The sequence below is a fragment of the Psychromonas sp. genome (assembly GCF_041586535.1).
GTDB lineage: Bacteria > Pseudomonadota > Gammaproteobacteria > Enterobacterales > Psychromonadaceae > Psychromonas.
Genome location: NZ_JBFGZY010000173.1, coordinates 1 through 7,629, shown reverse-complemented (window position 1 = coordinate 7,629; position 7,629 = coordinate 1). Strand labels below are relative to the sequence as shown.

At 41.2% G+C, this 7,629-nt stretch carries 5 protein-coding genes; 4 read left to right on the top strand and 1 reads right to left on the bottom strand.

Annotation, left to right across the window (positions count from 1 at the left end; translation table 11 throughout):
• From ABZA00_RS15580 to ABZA00_RS15570, 3 genes are all read left to right on the top strand, one after another.
• The coding region (locus ABZA00_RS15580; protein ID WP_372883077.1) for an NAD(P)/FAD-dependent oxidoreductase at window positions 1–1,455 on the top strand (1,455 nt) is incomplete at its 5' end.
• A gap of 355 nt (window positions 1,456–1,810) precedes the next feature.
• Entirely contained in the window at window positions 1,811–2,731 is a 921-nt protein-coding gene (locus ABZA00_RS15575; RefSeq protein ID WP_372883076.1) for a D-2-hydroxyacid dehydrogenase, read from the top strand.
• Window positions 2,732–3,682: 951 nt separating this feature from the next.
• Entirely contained in the window at window positions 3,683–3,919 is a 237-nt protein-coding gene (locus ABZA00_RS15570; RefSeq protein WP_372883075.1) for a PA3496 family putative envelope integrity protein, read from the top strand.
• Window positions 3,920–4,494: 575 nt separating this feature from the next.
• Here the strand turns inward: ABZA00_RS15570 and ABZA00_RS15565 are convergent.
• Window positions 4,495–6,141 (bottom strand): SagB/ThcOx family dehydrogenase, encoded by a 1,647-nt coding sequence (locus ABZA00_RS15565; protein WP_372883074.1) that lies wholly within the window; start codon window positions 6,139–6,141, stop codon window positions 4,495–4,497.
• 181 nt (window positions 6,142–6,322) lie between these two features.
• Between ABZA00_RS15565 and ABZA00_RS15560 the strand changes: the two genes are divergently transcribed.
• On the top strand, window positions 6,323–7,468 hold the full coding sequence (locus tag ABZA00_RS15560) for a M14-type cytosolic carboxypeptidase (protein ID WP_372883073.1): 1,146 nt from the start codon (window positions 6,323–6,325) through the stop codon (window positions 7,466–7,468).
• The last annotated feature ends 161 nt before the right edge of the window (window positions 7,469–7,629 follow it).

Here is a 7,629-nt window from a genome sequence, read left to right as displayed (position 1 = left end):
CTGATCTACACCCTTGATGTTACCCTGAAAGATGTTGATGAAGCGGCAATATTGGCCCGCTTTGCTAAAGATCCGAATGTCCGTCAGTCGCCTGATACTGAATACAAATATGTCGCGCAGGCACCGCAAAATTTAACTGAACGTCCAATCGTTATCGGCATGGGCCCCTGCGGATTGTTTAGCGCTTTGATTTTAGCGCAAATGGGCTTTAAACCTATTCTTTTGGAGCGCGGTAAATCAGTACACGAGCGCTCTAAAGATACTTTTCGTTTTTGGCGTAAAGGGGAGTTAAATACCGAATCCAATGTGCAGTTTGGTGAGGGCGGGGCGGGTACTTTCTCTGACGGTAAATTATATAGCCAGGTGAAAGATCCAAACTTTCTCGGCTTAAAGGTAAAACAGGAGTTTGTTGCTGCAGGCGCGCCTGCTGAAATTATCTATGTGAGTAAGCCGCATATCGGTACATTCAAACTGGTGACCATGGTTGAGCGTATGCGTCGCAAGATCATTGAATTAGGTGGTGAGATCCGTTTTGAAACCCGTGTGGAAGAGCTTAATATTGAAGATTCGCAGATTACCGGGGTGACCCTTAAAGGCGGTGAAGTGATTAACTCCAAACATGTTGTCCTAGCGATTGGGCACAGTGCCCGCGATACTGTGCAGATGCTGCATGACAAAGGCGTGTACCTTGAAGCGCAGTCTTTCTCCATCGGTTTCCGTATCGAGCATAAGCAGGAGCTGATTGATCAGTCCCGGTTTGGCATTAATGCCGGTCATCCTCTGCTGGGCGCAGCCGATTATAAATTAGTACATCACTGCAAAAATGGTCGCAGCGTTTACAGTTTTTGTATGTGTCCCGGTGGTGTGGTGGTTGGTGCAACCTCAGAAAAAGAAGCGGTTGTGACTAATGGTATGAGCCAGTATTCACGCAGTGAGCGAAATGCGAATAGCGCTATAGTGGTTGGTCTTTCACCCGCTGATTTTAATAATGATCCGTTACAGGGGATTGCCTTACAGCGTAAATTAGAGCGTCAGGCGTACATTCTTGGCGGCAGTAGCTATGATGCACCGGCGCAACGTGTCGGAGATTTCCTCGCAGGCAGTGAAGCTAAACCCCATGGAAACGTAGAGCCGTCATTTAAAGCCAATGTCAAAATGACCGATTTAAGTACCAGCTTACCGGATTTTGCAATTGATGCGATTCGTGAGGCATTACCCGCATTTGATAAAAAAATTCGCGGTTTTGCCACCCCGGATGCAATGTTAACTGGAGTTGAAACACGTACTTCTTCACCGGTGCAGATCAAACGCGGTCAAAACTACCAGAGTATTAATGTGAAAGGTCTTTATCCGGGCGGTGAAGGGGCAGGTTATGCCGGCGGTATTTTATCCGCAGGTATTGACGGTATTAAAATAGCGGAAGCCGTGGCATTGGATATGTTAAAAGATCTTTAAAAAATGGCTTGTTGGCGTCTGCTATGATTGTGCTCAGTGGCGATATATACCAATCTAACAGTGAATAATTTTGAGAAAAAGCCGAATAATAGAGATGTTATTCGGCTTTTTTATATCTCTTATTTGTCAGCTGCTTGTCAATACGATAACGTCAGTAGCTTATACCAAATCCGATAATTATCTACTCATTTATACTTGCTAAAATAAATGCTAGCTGCGTTATTGATTTTGCAATTAGAACAACTAGTTACTGCAATCAATGCCTTGCTTTCATCCATTTTTTCTACGCCTAAATAGATCATCTAACTATCGGAATTGGTATTATTGATTTTTCATATGTAAACAGGGATAAAAAATGAAAATTGTATTACTGGACGCAGACACATTAGGTGACAGTGATCTGTCGCTATTTGATAAATTAGGTGAATTTATCCACTATCCAATGACCAGCAAGCAGCAGCGATTAGCGCATATGGCTGATTGTGATGTGGTTATTACCAATAAGGTAATGATTGATAAGGAAGTTATAGACGCCAGTCCGCAACTGAAACTGATCTGTATTTCTGCAACAGGCACCAATAACGTGGATTTGATCGCAGCCGAAAAAGCTGGCGTTATGGTTAAAAACGTGTCCGGTTATTCTACCGATAGCGTTGCCCAGTCTACTTTTTCTCTGCTTTTTCAGTTACTCCATCAAAGTCGTTATTACGATCATTTTGTACAATCCAAAGCCTGGTGCAGTAACTCTTCTTTCACCCACATAGAACGTCCCTTCAGCGAAATCAAAGGTAAACGCTGGGGCATTATCGGCTATGGTGCAATCGGCCAGCGTGTAGCTGAAATCGCCAGGGCATTCGGCAGTGAACTCTGCTATTACTCCACTTCCGGGAAAAATACTCAGCAGGGGATCAAACAGGTGGATTTAACTGAACTGTTATCAACCTGCGATATTATCTCTATTCATGCTCCGCTGAATGCGCAAACTGAAAACTTGATCGCCGAAGAGCAATTAAAAATGCTGAAAAAGGGCGCAGTTATTTTGAATTTAGGGCGTGGCGGTATTATTGATGAGCAGGCCATGGCGAAGGCGCTGGATAATAGGGATATCTACCATGGTACTGATGTGCTGGCCGTTGAACCTATGCAAAAAGATCATCCGTATTTTTCCGTACAGGCGCAATTCCGGCTGGTGATTACCCCGCATACCGCATGGGCCAGCAGAGAAGCACGCGAAACTTTAATTAAGGCAATCGTTAAAAATATCGAATCATTATAAAGCAGATCGTTAAAGGCAGGTTGCGATGTTCAAAGTAATACCAATTCCGTTAATTAGATGATCTATTTAGGCGTAGAAAAAATGGATGAAAGCCAGGCATTGATTGCAGTAACTAGTTGTTCTAATTACAAAATCAATAACGAAGCTAGCATTCATTTTAACAAGCATAAATGAATAGATAATTATCGGATTTGGTATCACTACGAATCAGATAAATATCTGTGATAGCTGTAACTGATTATAACCACTCGAATCTGCGCTTTAATATAAAATAACAAACTATTTATTTCCTCGTTGAGTTGCTTGGAATTGAACTCAACCTATTGATTTAATTGATTATGTAGTTAACCTCGGCTGTGCATAAGCAAATCGATACAATACCGCTATTTCCGCGTATTTCTGCATTAAATCATCTGCCAGTAGCCCGATATTGTTACGATGATATTGATTTAATTGATTATGTAGTTAACCTCGGCTGTGCATAAGCAAATCGATACAATACCGCTATTTCCGCGTATTTCTGCATTAAATCATCTGCCAGTAGCCCGATATTGTTACGATGAGTCGCCTTGAACTACACGAAGCTAACGGCACTGTATAATATAAAACCTCAACTCTGAATATTAAAAGCAATGGCGCTTTCAATATTCAGAGTTGAGGTTAGTTAAAAAATAAGTTTTCTTCGGGGCTCATTCAATATTATTTATAGCAAGTAAATATTTTTCTATCTTTGCTTTTCTTTCCCCGATGATCTGGAGGATAATTTTTATAAAATGCATGTAACCATATGGAATTAAAATTTTATTTTTTAGAGCAAAAAATACTAAAAACCCACGTTTTTTTACTTTACTAAAAACAGGTTTAACTGCGATTATTAGCCACAGAAAAGACAGGCATATAATTGCTATGTTGGTCTAAGCGATACGGATTAATTTATTTTTGGAGTTACAGATGGGAAATAAAAACTCTCAGCAATTTAATAATGAAGAGCAAGCCTCAGATGACTGGGTAGATGATGACTGGGAAGATGATAACGTCAGCAGTGACGATGATGAGATCAGCGTAACCGATATCAAAGAAGAGCAAAAAAAACGTGATATGGAAAAAGCGAAAATTCGCCGCAGCATCGAAGAGTTCAGAGAGCAAAAAAGACTAAAAGAATTATTGGGCGATGATTTCGATGATTAAATCGCAGTAACATACGATAAAAAGTATCATTCAAAGCACTGCCGGTTAATTAACCGGCAGTGCTTTTTTATTTTCATGCCTTGCCAGAGTAAAAAATCAGCCTCCAGCAGGAAAGGCGATAAAAGATAAACAGGCCCTAAACATGCATTAAAAGAACAAGCTATGGCAGGTGAAAAAATTGGCATCTGGCGGTTAAAAAATCCAAGGGAAAATATAAAATATCCCTGCGTCGCAAGGCTTTTATCTCGAACAAAAATCAAATGTGAAAGATCAATAGACCCTAACAGTTATGACTTAGACTATTTTAATATTTCCTTTGTTTATAGAAGTAGGACGATAATATATCTACGACTTAATAATAAGGAATCTATATGCGCTTTAAAAATATACTTATTGCAGCTGCTTTATTGTGCATCTTCTTTTCAATAATGAGCACGGGTTTAACATCAACTCTCTTTGACTTGTGTGCTTTTTTACTGCTGTGCTTTATTTTGTTTACTCAAAAAAAAAAACAGTTAAATAATTGAACCTGTCCGCACCGCTACTTTTAATATTGGCTGCACAATTTCTGAAACTTACTCATTCGGTTTGCTATTAACGGTATTTTTGGATTCGCTGGAGTTTTGAACGCTGCGAAGGTGGTAATAGGGAGCCTTAGTTTCCAAGCGTAAATCATCCAGAGGTTTGCCAACGGTAAAATGATAAAGTGATTGCCAGGACTTATTTTTAACCCCGAGTAAGTCATGGAGTTGATCATCAAAGAAACAGCCAATCCCTGTGCCTCTTAAATCAAACGCTTCAGCTTCTAAATACAGTACCTGGCCAATCAAACCTGTTTCCCAAAATAAGCGCGGATAACTACTTGGATCCTCATCTATCACTGCATCAAATTGCGCGATCATTCCCAAACTAAAGGCACTGTCACCGGCAATCGCCTGGTTGCAGCTAATGGTTTGTGCTTTTTCTCTAAAATTTCCTTTTTCTAAGCGGTACAGTGGGTAACCTTTTTCAACAAGTAACCAGTCAAAGTTGGTATGGCACTGTTGCTTTAAATCCTGTAGGTGTTGTGTATTTCTTAGCCAAATATAAAGACCCGATTCCAGACCATTTATTGCATGGACAAAAAGGATGAGATGTACCCTTGAGGGATACGGGAACAGATCAAAAGGGCAGCCCTTACTCGCTAATGTTCTGCTTAACATGTGCAGAAAAACGGGCATATCTGTTTTACTGTTTTGTTGACTATATCGCTGTGCGCTGCGTCTTTTTCTGATGATGTCTTCAGCGCCGTATGGCGAATTTAGCTGGGCTGGATTACTTTCAGGCCTCTGCGTTGTTAATCTGCTCACTTGGCCTTGTGACCGAGAGGCCTGCTGTACGCGTTTAATTATTTCCCAGTCGACATGTTGCGCACTGAGCCGATTAGCTTTATGTTGATGGTTAAGTAATTTTTGCTGTTTAAACCACTGGCTAATGCTATCGCTATCAATCTCTTTAACATCAATCCAACACAGACAATCCGCACACTCTTCTTCGCCGACAATAGTATCAAGTGCTAAAAAATCATTTAATTCCTGCTCATGAACTTGGGGAATCAGCGTCATTTTCCAACCGTTGAGATTACAGGCAAAACGTAATGCCGCCAAAGCGTGGCCGACATCGTGTTGGCAATAACGATAAGCTCGCTCGCCATATTTCCAGGCTTCCCGCCAGGTAATGCTGGTCAGTATCAGGCCAAAACCGCCTAAGGCATTAAAATCCTCACATTGCTGCTGATTCAAAATAGCTGTTTCCTGCAAAATATGCAGATAAGGATGGTAATGCGCAAGGCAAGCCGGTTTGTCGGAAAAACCCGGTAGCAATAAATAACATTCGGTCGGGTGTAAATTTCCGCTCGACGGATTTATTCTCAATGCCCATTCATTGCTTTCATATTTTTTCCAGGCAGACAAACCCATACTCAAAGACAATAGAGTTGAAATAGAGAATAAATTGATGGGGGAAACGGCGTTTATTTTATAAAGCGCGTTATAGGGTAAGCCTGGATCTTTGTCTATTAGCGGAAGCTGAATTTCCCTGGCACCTGAATAACAACGAAATGGAACAGGCTGATTTGCCCAATCCATATAGCCGCTGGATCGCGCAGGACGATCTGCATAATGTTTAGTTTGCTGATGGTAAGTTTTTACAATGGTGCTGTTTATTACTTTGTTTATCTCCATCACTTGGTTCCCCCCATGTTTACAAATGAAAACTCTTATCAGCTTGAGTATAGAGCCTGTATGTATGATTAATTTAGTCAAAATATGATTTATAGGTTGTAATATAGAGCTGGTTGAGATTGACTACTCTATTGTTATGTAAAGTTTTGTTTCATCATTGTTAATAAGGAAATTGTACTCGATGTTTATCAACAGTAATTTTGACGGGGGAAATATCCGCTGTCTGACATGTGAAAACCCGGCTGATATTCAGTTACAGATAAATAAAGATCATAATAGTGATTTTTATCAGTGGTTTTATTTTCGATTAAGCGGTGCTCAGGGTAAGAATTGCTCATTAAAAATTATCAATGCCGCAGATGCGTCCTATGTTGAAGGCTGGCAGGGTTATCAAGCCGTTGCTTCCTACGATAAGGTTTTTTGGTTCAGAGTGGATAGCAGCTATCGGGACGGTATTTTTCAAATTGATCATAAGCCCGAATTTCAGTCTGTGTACTACGCTTATTTTGCGCCTTATTCAATGGAGCGTTATGGCGATTTTATCGGTAACGTTATCTTGGACCCTAAAGTACAACTTGATACTCTGGGGAAAACGCTGGACGGACAGGATTTGGATCAGCTGATTATCAGCAATCCTGCAATATCTGGCAGGCCTGACGCAGATAAAAAGAAAATATGGATCAATGCGCGGCAGCACCCCGGCGAAACCATGGCATCCTGGTGGATAGAAGGCTTCGTAAAGCGTTTATTGGATGAAAATGACTCAATTTCAAGGGCATTATTAGAACAGGCTATTTTTTATGTTGTGCCGAATATGAACCCGGATGGCAGCCGTCGCGGTCATTTAAGAACCAATGCGCTGGGTGTGAATCTAAATCGGGAATGGCTAACGCCGACGTTGGAAAAGAGTCCGGAGGTATATTTCGTACGTCAAAAAATGCATAAAATCGGCGTCGATTTTTGTCTGGATGTACACGGTGATGAAGCGTTACCCTATAACTTCATTGCCGGGGCACAGGGCATCCCCAGTTGGAATGAACAGTTAGCCGCTTTACAGGATCGTTTTGCTAAGACCCTGATGCAGGTAAATCCAGATTTTCAAATGGAAAAAGGATATCCGGTCAGTAAACCTGGTCAGGCGAATATGACTGTCTGCACGAATTATATTGCTGAAACCTTTAATTGCCTCGCGCTAACCCTGGAAATGCCTTTTAAAGATACTATTGAAACACCTAATCCGGCGCAGGGGTGGTCCCCAGAAAGAAGCGCTAAGCTTGGCGCCTCCTGTCTTGATGCAGTCTGTCAGATTGTTGCGGACTTGCGATAAAAAAGTCTGAATAGCAAAATTTTTATCCATTTAGATGAAAAACACCGTCATTCATGGCGGTGATGAAAATCATTGATGCGAAGCATTAACGTTACTTAGGTCTATTTTGTTGCTCGATATAAGTCGTCAGGGCATCTAGCGCAGCACCGCCACATGATCCG

Excerpts from the sequence above, each read along its gene's own strand:
- ABZA00_RS15565 (WP_372883074.1), bottom strand. The coding sequence starts at position 6,141 with ATGGAGATAAACAAAGTAATAAACAGCACCATTGTAAAAACTTACCAT.
- ABZA00_RS15570 (WP_372883075.1), top strand. The coding sequence starts at position 3,683 with ATGGGAAATAAAAACTCTCAGCAATTTAATAATGAAGAGCAAGCCTCA.
- ABZA00_RS15575 (WP_372883076.1), top strand. The coding sequence starts at position 1,811 with ATGAAAATTGTATTACTGGACGCAGACACATTAGGTGACAGTGATCTG.
- ABZA00_RS15560 (WP_372883073.1), top strand. The coding sequence starts at position 6,323 with ATGTTTATCAACAGTAATTTTGACGGGGGAAATATCCGCTGTCTGACA.